Annotated in this window: 14 protein-coding genes; 11 read left to right on the top strand and 3 right to left on the bottom strand. The window is 55.1% G+C overall.

The window, feature by feature from the left end; translation table 11 throughout:
• Positions 1 to 20: 20 nt before the first annotated feature.
• From ACP8MI_RS04355 to ACP8MI_RS04365, 3 genes are all read right to left on the bottom strand, one after another.
• Positions 21 to 1,439 carry a molybdopterin molybdotransferase MoeA gene (locus ACP8MI_RS04355; protein ID WP_049148179.1) on the bottom strand — a complete coding sequence of 473 codons (1,419 nt, stop codon included), beginning with the start codon at positions 1,437 to 1,439 and terminating at the stop codon, positions 21 to 23.
• 15 nt (positions 1,440 to 1,454) lie between these two features.
• On the bottom strand, positions 1,455 to 2,573 hold the full coding sequence (moaA, locus tag ACP8MI_RS04360; protein WP_049168404.1) for a GTP 3',8-cyclase MoaA: 1,119 nt from the start codon (positions 2,571 to 2,573) through the stop codon (positions 1,455 to 1,457).
• A 75-nt stretch (positions 2,574 to 2,648) separates the two neighbouring features.
• Positions 2,649 to 4,481: a long-chain fatty-acid--CoA ligase gene (locus ACP8MI_RS04365; RefSeq protein WP_249606462.1), complete on the bottom strand. Its 1,833-nt coding sequence runs from the start codon at positions 4,479 to 4,481 to the stop codon at positions 2,649 to 2,651.
• A gap of 504 nt (positions 4,482 to 4,985) precedes the next feature.
• On the opposite strand from ACP8MI_RS04365, the gene rho reads away from it, so the two are divergent.
• The 11 genes from rho (at position 4,986) to atpA (ending at position 16,227) form a co-directional block, all read left to right on the top strand.
• Positions 4,986 to 7,043 carry a transcription termination factor Rho gene (rho, locus tag ACP8MI_RS04370; RefSeq protein WP_144736654.1) on the top strand — a complete coding sequence of 686 codons (2,058 nt, stop codon included), beginning with the start codon at positions 4,986 to 4,988 and terminating at the stop codon, positions 7,041 to 7,043.
• Between the two features lie 3 nt (positions 7,044 to 7,046).
• Positions 7,047 to 8,120, top strand: coding sequence for a peptide chain release factor 1 (prfA, locus tag ACP8MI_RS04375; protein WP_018120008.1), 1,074 nt, complete (start codon positions 7,047 to 7,049; stop codon positions 8,118 to 8,120).
• A gap of 8 nt (positions 8,121 to 8,128) precedes the next feature.
• The gene (gene prmC, locus ACP8MI_RS04380; RefSeq protein WP_239211618.1) at positions 8,129 to 9,007 is read left to right on the top strand and encodes a peptide chain release factor N(5)-glutamine methyltransferase; all 879 of its coding nucleotides are present in this window, start codon (positions 8,129 to 8,131) and stop codon (positions 9,005 to 9,007) included.
• Positions 9,008 to 9,145: 138 nt separating this feature from the next.
• The gene (locus tag ACP8MI_RS04385) at positions 9,146 to 9,808 is read left to right on the top strand and encodes an L-threonylcarbamoyladenylate synthase (protein WP_239211621.1); all 663 of its coding nucleotides are present in this window, start codon (positions 9,146 to 9,148) and stop codon (positions 9,806 to 9,808) included.
• The gene (locus tag ACP8MI_RS04390) at positions 9,808 to 10,983 is read left to right on the top strand and encodes an MraY family glycosyltransferase (protein ID WP_018120011.1); all 1,176 of its coding nucleotides are present in this window, start codon (positions 9,808 to 9,810) and stop codon (positions 10,981 to 10,983) included. Before ACP8MI_RS04385 ends, ACP8MI_RS04390 begins: the two co-directional genes overlap by 1 nt.
• Before the next feature lie 58 nt (positions 10,984 to 11,041).
• Positions 11,042 to 11,509 (top strand): Cg1360 family ATP-synthase-associated protein, encoded by a 468-nt coding sequence (locus ACP8MI_RS04395; protein WP_126843889.1) that lies wholly within the window; start codon positions 11,042 to 11,044, stop codon positions 11,507 to 11,509.
• 415 nt (positions 11,510 to 11,924) lie between these two features.
• Complete coding sequence (atpB, locus tag ACP8MI_RS04400) at positions 11,925 to 12,728, top strand: F0F1 ATP synthase subunit A (protein ID WP_249606464.1); 804 nt, start codon at positions 11,925 to 11,927, stop codon at positions 12,726 to 12,728.
• A 94-nt stretch (positions 12,729 to 12,822) separates the two neighbouring features.
• Positions 12,823 to 13,059, top strand: a complete 237-nt coding sequence (locus ACP8MI_RS04405) for an ATP synthase F0 subunit C (protein ID WP_018120014.1) — start codon at positions 12,823 to 12,825, stop codon at positions 13,057 to 13,059.
• 45 nt (positions 13,060 to 13,104) lie between these two features.
• Positions 13,105 to 13,674, top strand: a complete 570-nt coding sequence (locus ACP8MI_RS04410; RefSeq protein WP_018120015.1) for a F0F1 ATP synthase subunit B — start codon at positions 13,105 to 13,107, stop codon at positions 13,672 to 13,674.
• Between the two features lie 6 nt (positions 13,675 to 13,680).
• The gene (locus ACP8MI_RS04415; RefSeq protein ID WP_249606465.1) at positions 13,681 to 14,508 is read left to right on the top strand and encodes a F0F1 ATP synthase subunit delta; all 828 of its coding nucleotides are present in this window, start codon (positions 13,681 to 13,683) and stop codon (positions 14,506 to 14,508) included.
• A 45-nt stretch (positions 14,509 to 14,553) separates the two neighbouring features.
• Positions 14,554 to 16,227: a F0F1 ATP synthase subunit alpha gene (atpA, locus tag ACP8MI_RS04420; protein ID WP_081604909.1), complete on the top strand. Its 1,674-nt coding sequence runs from the start codon at positions 14,554 to 14,556 to the stop codon at positions 16,225 to 16,227.
• Positions 16,228 to 16,258 lie beyond the last annotated feature (31 nt).

Here is a 16,258-nt window from a genome sequence, read left to right on the forward strand (position 1 = left end):
TTTCGCTTCCTCTCGAAGTATTACCGACACCATCCGAGCACGGTGACCATGCCGGTAGGACCATTCTGCTCTGCGTGTTCTGCCTGCGGGATAATTGCTAGCCCAGCTATTTCTGTCAGTGCACTGACGAAATGTGAGCCGGGCTTGCCGACGGTAGTGGGTACCGCAACCACCCCGGAATCAGCAGCTTCGATCCGTACTGGGACCAACTGGGTTTTTCCGGGACGCGGTCGGGGCAGTGCGCGGTGGGCTGCAAGTTGTGCTGCCCGGTGTGGCCACCATGTGTTTGCCTGTGTGTGTGCCTGTGCGTCGTTTTGAGTGCCGTTCTGAGCGTCGCCGTGTGCAGTAGTAGTGGCTGCCGACGATCCCGTGCGTCCTTGCAAAATATACAGGGCCGCGAGTGCGTACACGGTGGCTGACACATACGCAGCAACTGGATTGCCCGGTAGTGTTACGACGGCCACCCCATTCCAGAGCCCAGCGCCTTGTGGGGAACCTGGCCTCTGCGCTGCATTGCCAAACCAGAAATCCGCATTCGGAGATCGTGTGGCAGCGGCCTTGACCACATCAAATACGCCCTGCGAAATCCCGCCGGTGGTAACGATGAGATCCAGTGGCGGTGCCACCGATGAAGTGAGTTCGTCGAAAAGCGCAATAAGTTTTTCGACCCCATCGCCGACATGGAAGCGTTGAATATCCACCGGACCATGCTCAGCTAATAAATTCGCCACCATGGGGCCGTTGGAATCTACGATCCGGTAATGTACCTGCTCGTCTGAGCTGCCACGAGCCTTAGAACCCGCGGCGTCGATGGTTGCGGATGCAGCACGTGTGCTCGCAGGGTTGGCGGTGGAAATAAGCTCGTCGCCAGAAGAGATCACCGCAACCCGGGGGCGGCGATACACAGAGACTTCAGTGACTCCAGCCGTCAGCAAAAACGCGAGCGTACCGGCGTCGACAAGCGTGTGTGCAGCTGCGATTTCTGTGCCCGGGGTGATTACTTCACCGCGCAGCCGGATATGGCGCTTGCCCGGTAACTCGTGGATGGTTACCTGCTCAGGCAATTGTGACGGGCCCAGCTGGGCATTGGTTAATTCCGACGGAACCACCCGTAATGAATCGGTATCGCCACAAATCGGTGCCCCCGTCATGATGCGCAGGGCCTGGTGCGGGGCAAGCTCTTGTGGGCTTCCACCTGCGGCAACTTCACCGACTACCGGAACCGTCCATGGGGCGGGGCCGGAAAGATCTGCCTCGTGGAGCAAAAAACCATCCATTGCAGAATTATGAAACGACGGGATGGGCTGCCGTGCCTGTACCGGATCTGCAAGATAACATCCGTGAGCTTCCTGTACCGGCACAAGCTGTGGGTGAGGTGGCTGCACAAGCTCGCAGACGCGAGCCAGATGCTGGTCCACCGATACGGGAGAGGTAGTCATTGTCGTAGTGCTGCCTTATCCACCGATAGCAGACATCGTGCGGGCAGGCTGTAAAAAGCCTTCGTCGTTAATATCGTGTCCAGGTAGTTTCTCCCACATGGCGCCAGCCCAGATTGTGGCTAGTTCTTCGTCGCTCGCGCCACCGCGGAGCAGATCCCGCAACTGCGTTTCACTGTTGCTAAACAGGCAGGTACGAATCGCCCCGTCGGCGGTGAGTCGAGTGCGGTCACAGTCGCCACAGAACGGATAAGAAACCGAGCTGATAATGCCTAAGGCCCCGCGGCGCATACTGCGATCTGCATCCTCCCAGACATCCCACAACGCCGCAGGTGCAGAACCGCGCGGTTGTTTCGCTGGTGTCATAATGAATGCGGATTGCAGCCTGGCCAGGATCTCGTCGGCGGTGATCATATCTTCCCGGGACCAGGCTTCGCGCGGGCCCAACGGCATCTGTTCAATAAAACGCAGTTGAGCGCCTTTATTCAGGGCAAAATCGGCAAGACCGACGACATCGTCTTCGTTCACGCCTTTCATCACCAGAGCGTTGATTTTGATGGGATTTAAGCCGACTTCGGAACATTTATCGATGGAGCGCAGCACGTGGTCCAGGCGGTCACGACGGGTCAGCGCCGTGTATTTCTCCCTATCAATCGTATCGAGCGAGATATTGATGCGATCCAGTCCTGCGTCGGCAAGGCTTGCTGCGCGCTTATCGAGCCCCAGTCCGTTGGTCGTCAATGCGATTTCTGGCGCCTCGCCAGTATCCGTCGTCAAGGCTTTGGCCCGTGAAATGATGCTGGGTAATGATTTGCGCAGTAACGGCTCGCCACCGGTGAAGCGAAGTTTGCGCACCCCAAGTTTCTCCACGGCGATACGCACCAGGCGAATAACCTCGTCGTCGGTCAGCACTTTGTCATTGTGCATCCATTGCAAACCTTCGGCGGGCATGCAATACGTGCAGCGTAAATTGCACTTATCGGTCAGGCTGACGCGAAGATCACGCGCGATGCGGCCGTAGCGGTCTGACAGCTGACGTGTGCCGTCGGCATTGGCGGCGGGCAGATCAGAGGCAACATCCTGCGCAGATGGAGTCGACGGGATAGTTGGTTTCGGCAGCGTAACAGGTGTGGACATATTAGTTCCTAGTTTAGTAACCGTGCGTGACAGAAACAATGAATGCAGAAACATTGAATTCGGTAGCGGGGCTGATCATGGTGCGTCCTCCGTGGAATCGGTGCTGGAGGCCGTTTCTGTGGAATCCGTGGAATCCGTGGAATCCGTGGGGGCGGCGGCATCCGCGTGCGCGGAATCCTCACCTGGGCCAGGTAGGGCAATGATGTCTAAACGGCCTGCCTCCAGGTGTTCGCGGAGGTCTTTTTTGTCAAACTTGCCGACGGAGGTTTTATCGATGGAATCGACGAAAGCCCAGTATTCGGGTGTCATCCAATTCGGCAATGATTCGCGGAGGAAATTACGCAACTCGTTGGCGGTTTCCTGGTCTCGTGGGATATCAGTATGCAAGACGGTGACCGCCAATGGGCGCTCGTTCCACTTTTCATCCGGATAGCCGATGACGGCGCATTCGACGACCTTGTCCGAGGCCATGACCATGTTTTCGAGACCGACGGAATAAATCCATTCGCCACCGGAGCGGATGACATCGCGGGCGCGGTCGGAGACTGTCAAAAATCCGTCTGCGGTAATCGAGCCGACGTCACCGGTGCGCAGCCAGCCGTCGTCAGTAAATTTATTCTGTACCGCGTCAGTGTCATCGGAGACGTCATGACCCCGAAATTCCGTCGCTGCCCCTTCATCGTTTTCTGCGACGGAGCGGAAATAAGAACCGGTCACCAAGTTGCCGCGAACCTGAATTTCGCCTTCGTTTCGGTCGGTGTTGGGGACGATCTCGCCGTCGTTGACGACTCGATATTGCAACATCGAAGGGAAGCGGCCCTGCGAAATGCGATATCCCCAGCGGGTTTCGCCCGAAGCACCTGATGGTGGACGGGAGACAGTTCCGATGGTGGTGGTTTCTGCCATACCCCACACGTGCACGACATCGACACCGTAGTGTTCTTCCCAAATCTTGATCAAAGAAGGTGGCGCAGGGGAGCCGCCGGCAAAAATCTCCACCAAAGACATGCGCTCTGGTGGGTATTTTAAGTAATGCACGATCAGTTGGATCCACAGCGTCGGCACGCCATTAGCACGACGGGGATGGGTCGCTTCGATGATTTTCGCGAGGGTGGGTGCCGAGGTATCGGCGTCGGGAAGCACTAACGGCGCACCCGAAAGAAACGCGGCAAATGGAACACTCCAACACAGCACGTGATAAATAGGTATGCCACATAGGAATGATTCACCGTGGGTAATTGCAATGGAATCCGTGGTACGCAGCTGCAACGCCGCCAGATAAATCGCGCGGTGCGAATACACGACACCTTTCGGCGCGCCTGTGGTTCCTGTGGAATAACACAGTGCTGTGGCTTCGTGCTCATCGACCTCCGGCCAGTCGTAAGTAGTAGGTTGGCCATCGAGCAAAGATTCATAGGAATGGATCTCGATATGCTGCGGCAGGATTTCCGCGTATTTGGCAAGCTCGTGGGGAGTGGGCAAGCCGATGAAGGCGACTACTCGCACGCACGGGGTTTGTGTCGTGATATCACGCACCAGGTCAATCATGCGCGGATCGACGACGAGGATTTCCGTGTGGCTGTGGTTGACAATATGGATAAGCTGATCAAGCATGAGCTGCTTGTTCAGTGGAGCAAAGACCGCGCCCTTCGACATGACTGCGAACATGACTTCAAGATGCTCTGCGCAATTAGTGAGCAACGAACCCACACGTTGATCACCGGTAATACCCAGGCTGTTGTGCAGAGCGTGCGCAAAAGCACTGGCGCGGGCAGCGATTGCACGAAAGCTAGTTTCCTGTGGTCCGTCGGGCGACCAGGTGGTGACCTTCGTCGTGGCGTGCGCGCTGCGGCCGTATTCCAGAATTCGGGACACGGACAGGGGCAGGTCCTGCATCGTCGAGAGCATAATTCTGATTTTAGCGTCGGCGATCGTACAGCCCTAGCCACGCAACCTCGGTTGCAATACGGGCCTTGCCACGATGGGGGAGAACTGGGGAATCTTTTAGAAGTGCGCTACACTATAAGGGAAATCGATAGGCAAGGACGTGAGCTTTCCGCGAATTGTCTAGGCGATTATTCTAAAGTCTCACGAAAATGATGGCGCGGTGTCACAGTAGGGTTTGTGAAACCAACTACTACTTGCATCAGTCGTTATTGGGGCGTGTGCCGGAGTAGGTACATGCTGAATATTTCGTAATGAGACTTTCACCCTTTATTTACAGTTGCAGTGCTGTGACTGTGCGCGCAGCTGCGAGTGGATTGCTTGACGACGGACGCGATCTGCAGCAATAGCAAGTTCGTACTCTTTGCCGTACGAGGTGCTTCGCGCAGCACAGGCAGGGCTGTAGCCGGGCAACCCGAATCCACGGGGCAGCCTCAGTTACGCGAAAAACGACGCGAAAGGATATCCGTGAGCACAACGGACAACCCAGATCTTTACTCCATGAAGCTTCCTGAACTCCGGGAGCTTGCTATCGAGAAGGGGTTGAAAAGCATCACTGCTCTGCGCAAGGGCGAGCTGATCATGGCTATTGAAACAGGCAAGGTTCCGCGTAAATCCACGGAGAAGCCGCTGCCGCGGATGAAGAAGTCTGAGATGCTAGCTCAGCGCGCGGCACGCCTTGCGTCTGGTGAGTCCGACACGAATGTGCGCGACGTGCAGGACGATGCGCAGCAAGGCGTGACCGAGAGCTACACAGAGCGCTCATCAGAAAGGTCGAATGAGTCACGTCCAACAGCAGAAAACCTTGGCGACGATACCCCATCGCCAGCAGCAGCTCGACGTGCACGGCGCGCTCGTGTCAAAGCACGTGCGAACGAAGAACACCAAAACAACTCCGGAAATAGTGAGGTCCGGAACGCGCACGAGCAGCGTAGCGAGCAGGATGCCACAGCGGATCGCACTGAAACTGGTGCTGATGATGCGCAGTCGCTGCCTGAGAGTAATGATGAGCAGCGTCAGGCCGGAAATACCCGTCGCGGGCGTCGTGGTCGGCGGGTTCGTCGCTTGAGCGATAGCAAGCAGCACCAGCACCGTGAGCAAGAGCAGAACTTCGATAACGCGGGTGACCAGGGTGCTTCAGATGATGCCGCAGATTCTGCTGCCCACGATGAGCACGCTGAGCGTTCCGATCGCAGTGACCGGGAACAACGCAATCGGGGGCCACGTGGCGGTCGGGATGATCGTGACAACCGCGACAGCCGTGATAACCGCGATAATCGGAGCCCACGGGATAACCGGGGCAACAATGACAACCGGGGTGGCGGCGACAACCGTAACAACAACGATGGCCGCAACAACGGCTTGCAGGAAGTTGCCGGCATCTTGGAAGTCGTTGACGGTAACACTGCGTTCTTGCGTACCACCGGCTACCGCCCAAGTTCGCTGGACGTATTCGTTAACACCAACCTGGTGCGTCGTTTCCATTTGCGTACCGGTGATTACCTCACCGGTAAGGTGAAAATGACCGGTGGTGGACAGTCGCACGGCAAAGGTCGCAACCGCAAAAAGTACAACCAGATGGTTTTCGTGGAGACCGTCAACGGTTTGCACCCAGAAGAAGCCAAGCAGCGTCCGCAATTCAGCAAGCTCACCCCGTTGTATCCAAATAAGCGGTTGCGTTTGGAAACTGAGCCGAAGATCTTGACCACCCGCGTGATCGACTTGATCATGCCGATCGGTAAAGGTCAGCGCGCGTTGATCGTATCCCCACCAAAGGCGGGTAAGACTACGATCCTGCAAAACATCGCGAACGCGATTTCAACGAACAATCCAGAGTGCTATCTGATGGTCGTGCTTGTCGACGAGCGCCCCGAGGAAGTCACGGATATGCAGCGAAACGTCAATGGTGAAGTCATTGCCTCGACGTTCGACCGTCCACCGTCAGAGCACACCGCGGTTGCTGAGCTCGCTATTGAGCGTGCTAAGCGCTTAGTCGAACAAGGCCAGGATGTCGTCGTCCTGTTGGATTCGATCACTCGTCTGGGACGCGCATATAACAACTCGTCACCAGCCTCGGGCCGCATCTTGTCCGGTGGTGTTGACTCCAACGCGTTGTACCCGCCGAAGCGCTTCTTGGGTGCTGCCCGCAATATCGAAGATGGCGGTTCGTTGACGATCATTGCCACTGCGATGGTGGAAACCGGTTCTACCGGCGATACCGTGATTTTCGAGGAATTCAAGGGTACTGGTAACGCTGAGCTTAAGCTGGACCGCGGGATCTCCGAGCGCCGCGTATTCCCAGCCGTCGACGTCAACCCGTCAGGTACGCGTAAGGACGAGCTGCTGTTGGTTCCCGAAGAAGCTCGCATCATGACGAAATTGCGCCGTATCCTGTCGGCGTTGGATTCGCACCAGGCTATCGATCTGTTGATCAAGCAGCTGCGGAAGACGAATTCGAATGGCGAATTCTTGATGCAGGTTGCGTCGTCTGCTCCGATGGCCGCGGCGCTTGAAGAAGAGGATTAATTCATGGCTAATGAGGTATCGCTTGTCGACGATGTCGTCTCCGAATACCGCGGCATCGAAGCTCAGATGTCGGATCCGTCGATCGCTGGTGACCAGGCGCAATTCGGCAAGTTATCGAAGCGATATGCTGAGCTGCGCCCAATTATGCTCACCTATGAAGAGCTAACGGCCGCCCAAGAAGACTTGGAAGCTGCGCGTGAGATGGCCTATGAGGACCATGATTTCCAATCGGAAGCTGATGAGCTAGCGGACCAGGTCGAGCAGCTGCAAGAGAAGCTGGCTGATTTGCTGGCGCCACGTGATCCGCAGGATGCCGAAGACATCATCATGGAGATCAAAGCCGGTGCAGGTGGAGAAGAAGCTGCGCTGTTCGCTGCGGACCTCGCCCGTATGTACGAGCGTTTTGCTGATAAGGCGGGCTTTGCCTGGAACGTGCTGGCGCTGAATGAGTCTGATCTAGGTGGTGTGAAAGATATGACGATTTCTTTCCGCGCGAAAAACCCTGGTCGCGACGGTGCTTGGGCGTTTTTCAAGTATGAGGGTGGCGTGCACCGCGTGCAACGTGTCCCGGTCACCGAATCTCAGGGACGTATCCAAACTTCCGCCGCGGGCGTGTTGGTGTACCCGGAGCCTGACGAGGTCGAATCCGTCGATATCAACGAAAAAGATCTGCGTATCGATGTCTACCGTTCCTCCGGTAAGGGCGGCCAGGGCGTGAACACCACCGACTCGGCTGTGCGTATTACGCACTTGCCGACGGGACTGGTAGTGACGTGCCAGCAGGAACGTTCCCAGATCCAGAATAAGGCTCGTGCCATGCAGGTATTGCAGGCGCGCTTGGATCAGATTGAGCGCGAAAAAGCCGATGAAGAAGCTGGTGAACAGCGTGCTTCGCAGGTGCGTTCAATGGACCGCTCTGAGCGTATCCGTACCTATAACTGGCCGGAAAACCGCATTGCGGACCACCGTATCGGTTATAAGGCCAGCAATTTGGATAGCGTGTTGAACGGTGACATGCACGACCTGATTAAGGCCTTGCAGGAACAAGAACGCGCAGAACGCCTCGAGGCTAAATAGGCTGCGGTGTGTATTCGGTGCAGGTACAGGAAAATCAGTCGGTGCTCCACGAGGTGCTTCGCGACGCCACGCGTCGCTTCCAGGAAGCTGGCATTACTAATGCTGCAGGTGAGGCACGATTGCTTGCGGCGCACTACCTTGGGGTGCCTGCGACTGAGATATTCCTGCACCTGCGTGAACCCGTCCCGGTAGGGCTGCTGATTGCAATCGAACGCCGTGAAGGCCGTGAGCCGTTGCAGCATATCGTCGGCACGGCCCCGTTTGGCCCCCTCGAGATTCTGGTCGGGCCCGGGGTATTCGTTCCGCGGCCGGAGACCGAGGTGCTTGCGCATTGGGCTGTGGAAAAGCTTAACTCTGGTATCGTTCGCCCAACTGTGTTGGATCTCTGCACCGGCAGCGGAGCTTTAGCAGCATATATTGCGTATGAAGTTCGGCATGCACAGGTCATTGGGGTGGAGTATGCGCAGCGAGCGTTCGAGTGGGCGGACAAGAACCGATTAAATCTCCACGCTCAACACGGTATCCACTACAACATAGTCCGCGGGGACGTGATTGACCCTATGCTGCTTGCGGAACTGACAGGCAAGGTCGATCTCATCGTGTGTAACCCACCTTATGTTCCGCGTGATGATTCGTTGGACCCAGAAGTCTATGCAGATCCAGACGATGCAGTTTTTGCGGGGGCGACCGGGATGGACATCATCAACAAGCTTGGACCGCAGGTCTCGCGGCTATTGCGTCCTGGTGGCGCGGTAGGGATTGAGCACGATGACGCGACTTCCGTTCAGGTGCAAGAAGTAATCAAGACAGAACCAGAGCTGTACGATGTGCAACCATTGATGGATCTAACTGGCCGAAATCGGTTCGTTACGGCCTCGAAACGATGACGTCGATGTACACACTGGCTACTCGGCATGAATACGAGCGTAAAATAATCGCATGATCTCGTTGGTGCCAAGCACCGGCGACATGAAAACCACAGGGATAATGGGTTCGAAAATGAGGAAGGGCTGCGAGGACCGGAAATGAGCACCACGTACTCCTGCGATGATAATTCTCAGCGTACGGCTGGCGTCACAGCAGCAGCCGCCGCTGCGCGGGCTGGGGAACTGGTTGTCATGCCCACGGATACGCTTTATGGCTTGGGCTGTAACGCTTTTGATAATGATGCGGTTGCCCGGTTGCTTGCCGCGAAACAACGTGGCCGCGACATGCCAATTGCCGTGCTCGTGGGATCGTGGGCGACGGTACAAGGGTTGGTCCGTGAATTTCCTGAGCGCATGAAAACATTGATCGAAGCATTTTGGCCTGGTGGTCTTTCCCTGATCGTGCCCCAAGCCCCATCGTTACCATGGGATTTAGGAGATACCCGGGGTACTGTGATGCTTCGCATGCCATTGCATCCGGTGGCGATTGACCTTTTGCAAGAGGTCGGCCCTATGGCGGTATCGTCTGCGAATATCTCTGGGCAAAAATCACCCACATCCGTTACCGAGGCTGAAAGACAATTAGGCCGCGCCGTCTCGGTGTATCTGGACAACGGTGAATCTCCGGTAGGCGAGGCGTCCACCATTGTTGATCTTTCTGGACCACACCCGGTGGTTTTGCGAGAAGGCGCGATTAGCACGGAACGTATTGCGGAAGTACTTGAACTGCCGGCGGAGGCGCTACGCAGAGAGAATAACTAATGGGTGCAGCAGGAATTCCCTTACGCGAACTTGGGCTGGTGCTCTTAGTGGCAGCCGTGGTCACGTTTTTGGTGACCGGCGCAATCCGCAGCGTCATGGTGCGCTCTGGCCGTATCGCAGAAGTTCGAGCGCGGGATGTGCACACTCAACCGACGCCCCGGTTGGGTGGAGTAGCGATGTTCAGTGGTTTTTTGCTTGCTGTCGCGCTGGCAATGCAATTGCCTGCCCTGAATCGCGGATTTATGCCGGTGACTCCAGAAATGACAGCAGTGCTCTGGTCAGCGTTCGCGATTGTGCTGGTTGGCGTACTCGACGATTTGTTTGACCTTAGTGCAATCGTCAAACTAGTCGGGCAAATAGTTGCTGCCAGCCTCATGAGCATGTTGGGATTGACGTGGACTCTGCTGTTTCTGCCGATTGGCGACGGCACGACTGTAGTGCTTGATCAAGTCCAGTCGCTGGTCTTGACTGTATTTTTTACAGTTATGCTCATTAACGCAATGAATTTCGTTGACGGCCTTGACGGATTAGCAGCTGGACTTGGAATGATCGCAGGCGGTGCGATTCTGGTTTTCTCGCTTACCGTTCTCTATGACCAGGGTGGGGCAGTTTCAGCCTATCCTCCTGCGATCATCGCCGCCGGTCTAGTTGGGATCTGTGCGGGCTTTTTGCCGCATAACTTTGAACCGTCTCGGATTTTTATGGGGGATTCAGGTTCAATGCTAATCGGTACGCTATTGGCTGCTGCAGCGACCTCGGCAAGCGGAAAAATTAATATGGCACTATACGGGACAGCGGATATTCTGGCGCTAATATCTCCGTTCATTGTGGTTTTGGCTGCCGTATTTGTTCCAGTTCTAGACTTGATTCTTGCCGTGGTCCGCAGGTTAGCGCGCGGACAATCGCCCATGGCAGCGGATAAACAACATATTCATCATCGATTGTTGTCATTGGGCCATACACATCGTCGTACCGTGTTGGTACTTTATTTGTGGGTGGCCGTGGTGGCATTTGGAGCAGTGAGTTTTTCGGTCGTACCGGCATGGCTGGCGCTTGGCGGAACAGTCCTCGCGCTACTCGCCGCTGGGGTTGTCACAATGATTCCGCTGCGCGCGGGAAAGATTGGACGAAGCGAACCACCATTGAAGTTCGTGACTAACCAGCCGCCTTTTTAGCGTCAACTATATTTCTACGTTTTTACGTTGCTAATTATCAATAATGAACAGGAAATCCATGACTAGCCCAAATGAATCTGCACACGAATCTTCCACACGCGACGACGTCGGTGAGTCGGTGTCACCATATGAGGATCATTCGTTGCCGCTTAGGCGGGGACTGAAATTAGGCTCCCGTGCCTTAATCATCGCGACTCTAATCTCACTCGTCGTCTGGGGAGCGGCAGCTGGACTACCTGGTTTGTCAGGTGTGGTTTTGGGTGCAGCAATTGGCGGAAGCTTCGTTCTGTTCACTGCCGTGAGTGTTTTGCTGACTTCGCGCAGCACGCCTGCAACGACGATGGCTGTGGTCTTGGGCAGTTGGCTGCTCAAAATCGTCGTCCTGGTTATCGTGCTGTTTGCTATTCGGGATTTGGATTTCTACCACACGGTATCTCTATTCGTCACAGTCGTGGTGGTCTTAGTACTGACATTGGGGACAGAGGTCTGGGCAATTGTGACCTCGAAAGTAACCTTTGTGGGATAAGGACTCACACAATTGGCGCTGGAAATTCCACCTTCAGGATTAACCAGGGTGGTATGACTCAGGTGAAAATGTTCTGCCTATAGAAAGCCTTCGGCGCAAGAAAACAACTGATTGTTTTTGTCTAAAAATAAGCTGTCATTTAAGCAGCTAGAACTATATAAAGAAAAATTCACCCCCACGAGGCGACAGAATCGAAATACGCTGATAGTATACTGCACGGGTAACCGCAATAGTGGTGCGCCTTTCACAGGAAACTGTAAGGGTGTGACTGAAATGCTGCGCTGTTTCCCCTGCTGTTACCGCGCTGATGTGCGACGGAGTCCGTGGTAATGGCAGCGAGTTTGAAGACGTCCATCGCACCGTATGAGTAATTCATGCGGCCCGAACACGGGAGAGAACGCTGAGCGTTACAACTATGGCCTTTCGAGGTGAGTTCCACTCGCCTGAACTGGACCCAGAATTTTTCCCGGGGCAATACTATGGCCACATCATCCTTGATGATTTCTTGGGTGGTTGGTTCGCGCTAGACCGCTTGATGCTGGTCCGCCTTCTCATGTTGGCGATCATGCTGGTGGTCTTCCTCGTCGCCTTTAGGAGCCCCAAGCTGGTTCCTTCAGGTTTGCAGAACGTCATGGAGTACGCGCTGGATTTCGTTCGGATCCATATCGCGGAAGACATTCTGGGCAAAAAAGAGGGTAGGCGGTTCCTGCCAATTCTGGCAGCAATCTTCTTCTCGGTTTTGTTCATGAACGTCTCGACGATCATTCCGGGTCTGAACATCTCCGCAAACGCACGTATCGGAATGCCGATCGCCCTTGCATTGCTGGCTTATGTCACCATGATTTATGCCGGTGCAAAACGCTACGGTTTCGGTAAATTCGTGAAGTCTTCGGTGGTTATCCCGAACCTGCCACCATTGCTGCACCTTCTGGTCGTGCCGATCGAATTCTTCTCGACGTTCATCCTGCGTCCGATCACGCTGGCACTGCGTTTGATGGCGAACTTCCTTGCAGGCCACATCATTTTGGTACTGCTGTTCAGCGCCACTAACTTCTTCTTCTGGCAGCTTAATGGTTGGACGGCAATGTCCGGTGTGACGGTATTGGCAGCGATCCTGTTTACCCTGTACGAAGTCATTATTATCTTCTTGCAGGCATACATCTTCGCATTGCTGACTGCGGTGTATATCGAATTGTCCCTGCACGCAGACGCACACTGACAAACTCGCGAACCACGCGGCTAATTACATAACCCCACAGCAACTACACTCTCGGTAACCATTTCCGAGAACCACGAAAGGGATTGACTTTCACATGAACGAGATCATCTTGGCACAGGCAACTGAGTCCTCCATCGAGCTGGGCGCCATCGGCTACGGTCTGGCAACCATCGGACCTGGTTTGGGTATCGGTATCCTGGTTGGTAAGACCGTAGAAGGTATGGCTCGGCAGCCAGAAATGGCCGGCCAGCTGCGCACCACGATGTTCCTTGGTATCGCCTTCGTCGAGGCTCTTGCCCTTATCGGCCTCGTTGCAGGCTTCCTGTTCTAAAAAGAGCGCGGAAACCACACCACACTTTTTAAGACTGGAGAGCCTATGAACGTCACTTATTTGCTTGCGGAGCATGGAGAGGAATTGCCACTCGAAGGTGGCAATTCGCTCCTCACGCCTGCGAACTACGACATCGTCTGGTCGATCATTCCGCTTGCAGTTGTCGTCTTCCTCTTCGCAAAATTTGTGATCCCGAAGTTCCAAGAAGTCCTCGACGAGCGTGAGGACCGGATCAAGGGCGGAATGGACCGCGCTGAAGCTGCACAGGCTGAAGCAAAAGCTGCGTTAGAAAAGTACAACGCACAGTTGGCCGATGCACGTGCTGAAGCGGCGTCTATCCGTGAGGACGCACGTAAGCGTGGCGAGCAGATAGAAGCAGAGCACAAAGCGAAAGCTGAAGAAGAAGCTGCTCGTATCATTGAAGCCGGAAATAAACAGCTTTCTGCAAACCGCGAACAGGTTGTTGCGGATCTGCGTTCCGATCTGGGACAGAATTCGATTAACTTGGCCGAGCGATTGCTCGGTACTGAGCTGTCGGATGCTACTAAGCAGTCCGGCACCGTAGATTCGTTCTTGTCCGAACTCGACAACGTGGCACCAGCCGCAAGGAAGTAGGCAAGCATGAAAGCAGCGAGCCGCGAAGCACTGCAGCAATTGTTTGCAGTTGTTGACGAGACATCGTCTCAGTCGACTAATGCCGTCGAAGTTGACTCGCAGACCGGTTTAGAAATCTTCGAGGTCGTCGAAGCGATCGAAGGCGATCGGCCCTTGCGCGTTGCGCTTGCCAACAATGCAGCCCCTTCTGAACAACGAGTCGCGTTAGCGGACGAAGTGTTTTCCAAGCACCTAGCCGCGAGCGCGTTGACTGTTGTGAAAAGAGCGGTTGAGCTGAGTTGGTCAAACCCACGCGATCTGCGGGTCGGTTTGGTTGCTGCAGCACGTCGCATCATTTTGCGCGGCGCGGAGAACAACAATCAACTTGAGCGCGTAGAACAAGAATTGTTCGCGTTGTCTCGCGTACTCCATCGAGAAGGCGAGCTTTCGATGCTGCTTTCCGATCGCCGAGTAGAAGTTTCGAAACGACGCTCACTGCTTGCTCGACTCCTCGAAGGTAAGAACGTCACGATGTTTAGTGAAGCACTTGCGCTACAGGCCGTGGGCAGGATCGAAAAAGATCCCGCTAGCGATCTTGTGGCTCTCGCTGAACAAGCAGCCGAATTACGCGGGTATAGAATCGCTCGTGTAGTCAGCGCTGGAGACTTGACCAGTGTGCAGTCCGCGGTGCTCGCAGAGAAGCTTCACTCTATTTATGATCACCGGATGTCCATCCACAATGAGGTTGATGCCAACATCCTCGGTGGCGTGCGCATTCACGTTGGCAACGAAGTCATTGATGGTTCGACTAAAGCAAAGCTGGAGCGCATGCGCACAGCATTAGCAGCCGGTTAACCATCGTGCGCACGTTGTCACGTACCGACGATCTTTGTTAAGTAATTGCTGAAAAACACAACCGAGAGCAGGAAGAACATGGCGGAGCTAACGATCTCCTCCGACGAGATCCGTAGCGCGATTGCGAACTACACCTCGAGCTATTCCGCGACGGCCTCCCGTGAGGAGGTCGGCGTGGTCATTTCGGCAGCCGACGGTATTGCCAACGTTTCTGGCCTACCGTCCGTGATGGCGAATGAGCTCCTGGAGTTTCCTGGCGGCGTTATTGGCGTCGCGCAGAACCTCGACACAGATTCCATTGGTGTCGTTGTTTTGGGTAACTTCGAATCACTGGCTGAAGGTGATGAGGTTAAGCGGACCGGAGAAGTACTGTCCATCCCAGTCGGCGAAGATTTTCTTGGCCGCGTAATTAACCCCCTGGGCCAGCCAATCGATGGCCTGGGTGACATCAAATCTGATAAAGAGCGCGCGCTCGAGCTGCAGGCTGCCGGCGTCTTGGACCGTCAGCCGGTCGAAGAACCAATGCAGACTGGCATTAAAGCTATCGACGCGATGACTCCAATTGGCCGTGGTCAGCGTCAGCTGATCATTGGTGACCGTAAGACCGGTAAGACTGCTCTGTGTATCGACACCATCCTGAACCAAAAGGAAAACTGGGAATCCGGCGACCCGGATAAGCAGGTTCGGTGCATCTACGTCGCAGTTGGTCAAAAGGGCACCACCATCGCCGGTGTTCGTCGCACACTGGAAGAACACGGTGCTCTGGAGTACACCACCATTGTTGCCGCACCAGCATCCGATGCTGCAGGCTTCAAATGGTTGGCACCATTTTCTGGCGCTGCTTTGGGCCAGCAGTGGATGTACGAAGGTAAGCATGTTCTGGTCATTTACGATGACTTGACCAAGCAGGCCGAAGCTTACCGTGCGATTTCCCTGTTGCTGCGCCGTCCACCAGGACGTGAAGCCTACCCAGGCGACGTTTTCTACTTGCACTCTCGCCTGCTGGAGCGTGCTGCGAAGCTCAATGATGAACTTGGTGCTGGATCGATGACGGCTCTGCCGATTATCGAGACCAAGGCTAACGACGTCGGAGCCTTCATCCCGACCAACGTTATTTCGATTACCGACGGTCAGGTTTTCTTGCAGTCGGATCTGTTTAACCAGGGCGTGCGCCCAGCTATCGACGTCGGTATTTCTGTTTCTCGTGTCGGTGGTGCAGCACAAACCAAGGGTATGAAGAAGGTTGCTGGTAACCTGCGTCTGGACTTGGCCGCATACCGCGACCTCGAGGCTTTCGCTACCTTCGCATCTGACCTCGATGCAGCGTCCAAGCAGCAGCTTGACCGCGGTCAACGACTGGTTGAGCTTCTGAAGCAGCCTGAGTCCAGTCCTCAGAACGTGGAGTACCAGATCGTTTCGATCTGGCTGGCTTCTGAAGGCGCCTTCGATAACGTTCCAGTGGAAGACACTCGTCGTTATGAAACAGATTTGCACGAATACCTGCAGGGTGAGGTTCCTCAGGTTTATGAGCAGATTCAAGGCGGTAAGCCACTGGACGATGACTCCAAGGAAGCTTTGCGTAACGCGAATGAAGAATTCGCTAAGGGTTTCCAGACCACCTCGGGTGAGCCTGTGATCGACAACCACGAGGAAGCTTTGGAAGAGTCCGAAGTGGAGAAGAACCAGCTCAACGTCTCCCGTAAGAGCGTCAAGAAGTAACTTGCTTAGTTACTCTGATTGCTTCGAGATA

Source organism: Corynebacterium sp. LaCa_70 (assembly GCF_058182015.1).

Excerpts from the sequence above, each read along its gene's own strand:
- ACP8MI_RS04355 (WP_049148179.1), bottom strand. The coding sequence starts at position 1,439 with ATGACTACCTCTCCCGTATCGGTGGACCAGCATCTGGCTCGCGTCTGC.
- moaA (WP_049168404.1), bottom strand. The coding sequence starts at position 2,573 with ATGTCCACACCTGTTACGCTGCCGAAACCAACTATCCCGTCGACTCCA.
- ACP8MI_RS04365 (WP_249606462.1), bottom strand. The coding sequence starts at position 4,481 with ATGCTCTCGACGATGCAGGACCTGCCCCTGTCCGTGTCCCGAATTCTG.
- prfA (WP_018120008.1), top strand. The coding sequence starts at position 7,047 with ATGGCTAATGAGGTATCGCTTGTCGACGATGTCGTCTCCGAATACCGC.
- ACP8MI_RS04385 (WP_239211621.1), top strand. The coding sequence starts at position 9,146 with ATGAGCACCACGTACTCCTGCGATGATAATTCTCAGCGTACGGCTGGC.
- ACP8MI_RS04390 (WP_018120011.1), top strand. The coding sequence starts at position 9,808 with ATGGGTGCAGCAGGAATTCCCTTACGCGAACTTGGGCTGGTGCTCTTA.
- ACP8MI_RS04395 (WP_126843889.1), top strand. The coding sequence starts at position 11,042 with ATGACTAGCCCAAATGAATCTGCACACGAATCTTCCACACGCGACGAC.
- atpB (WP_249606464.1), top strand. The coding sequence starts at position 11,925 with ATGGCCTTTCGAGGTGAGTTCCACTCGCCTGAACTGGACCCAGAATTT.
- ACP8MI_RS04405 (WP_018120014.1), top strand. The coding sequence starts at position 12,823 with ATGAACGAGATCATCTTGGCACAGGCAACTGAGTCCTCCATCGAGCTG.
- ACP8MI_RS04410 (WP_018120015.1), top strand. The coding sequence starts at position 13,105 with ATGAACGTCACTTATTTGCTTGCGGAGCATGGAGAGGAATTGCCACTC.
- ACP8MI_RS04415 (WP_249606465.1), top strand. The coding sequence starts at position 13,681 with ATGAAAGCAGCGAGCCGCGAAGCACTGCAGCAATTGTTTGCAGTTGTT.